This is a genomic window from Thioclava pacifica DSM 10166 (assembly GCF_000714535.1).
Classification (GTDB): Bacteria; Pseudomonadota; Alphaproteobacteria; order Rhodobacterales; family Rhodobacteraceae; genus Thioclava; species Thioclava pacifica.
This window is the reverse complement of sequence record NZ_AUND01000028.1, coordinates 1-1231: the sequence shown is the minus strand read 5'-3', so window position 1 is coordinate 1231 and position 1231 is coordinate 1. Positions and strand designations below refer to the sequence as shown.

General features: G+C 56.1%; 1 protein-coding gene. It reads right to left on the bottom strand.

The genetic code is table 11. From position 1 onward, the window contains the following. Positions 1 to 8: 8 nt before the first annotated feature. The coding region (locus TP2_RS18550) for a recombinase zinc beta ribbon domain-containing protein (RefSeq protein ID WP_157617121.1) at positions 9 to 1231 on the bottom strand (1223 nt) is incomplete at its 5' end.

Here is a 1231-nt window from a genome sequence, read left to right as displayed (position 1 = left end):
GCCTTAGCTCAGCTGGGAGAGCGCGTCGTTCGCAATGACGAGGTCAGGGGTTCGATCCCCCTAGGCTCCACCAAACCGCACTTTTGTGTTGAAAAATCCACTAACACCTTGAACGGAAAGGTGATTTTAGCGGTTCGATAACCTCCATCACGGCTGTACCGCAGAGGCTCTGCGAAAGCCAATTTCAGCACAGTTCTCTTGATAGAGAATCCGCCTTTTTCGTAGAGAATCCAAGGGCTTCCCAGAAAAGTCAGGGCGTGTTCGATAAATTCGTCCAGGCGTCCTTTCGGCGGCACGATTTGCGCCGCTTGTTCAGCCAGCCTGATTTTCTGCCGCTCCAACTTTTCGATCCGTGCCTCATACGCCTGTATGACGGACGGGCTAGTCGCTTCGACGATCCGATCCATGAGCGCCTCGGTTTGGCCCTCGATATCCTTGATCTGGGAGTCTAGCGTCGTCTTGGCGCTGCGCGCCTCAGAGAGACGCATTTCCCAAACGTCGATGAACATCGCCCTGACCAACTCGAAGAGCTGCTGGGCGGGTTGCAAGGACCGAAGAATCGCTTCCGCCCCGTCTTCGATTTTGGCACGCGGGATAGATTTGCGCTTGGATACGCAATCGCGTGTGTCGCAGAGGTAGTAGGCGTAGGGCTTATTGCGTCCCTTCGACCAGCAGGACGTCATAGGCTCCCCGCAATCGTCACACAGCACAAATCCGCGTAGCGGGAAGTCCTTGTTGATATCCTTGCGCGCAGGAGCGTTGGCGTTGCCTTTGAGGCGCTCCTGGATGCGCTCATGCGTGGCGAAGCTAATGAGGGGTTCATGATGCCCTTTGCGCAGGCTGACGCCCCAATTGGGAGCCTCGACATATCCTGCATACGTCGGACGTTCGAGGATTTCCCTGACCTTCGTGATGCGAACGCTGCCATCCTTGGATGACTTCGGAAAATCGGGCTTGGATTCGAAAAAGCGCATCACTTCGCTTTGGGATGCAAAACGCCCGTCAGCATAGCCTTGCAGTGCCTCGGCAATGATCGACGCAACAGGCTCGTCACGAACGAGCAACTTGCCGTGGACGCGATCCTTGGCGTAGCGGTAGCGCACAGGCGGATGAAAGACGGAATAGCCTTTCTCGACCCGTGCTTTCATCTTCTGGACCACTTGCCGTCTGTTCTGCTCGCGCTCCAACTCACCTTGAGCCGCGAAGATCTGAATAGCCCCGTGTATCGTGG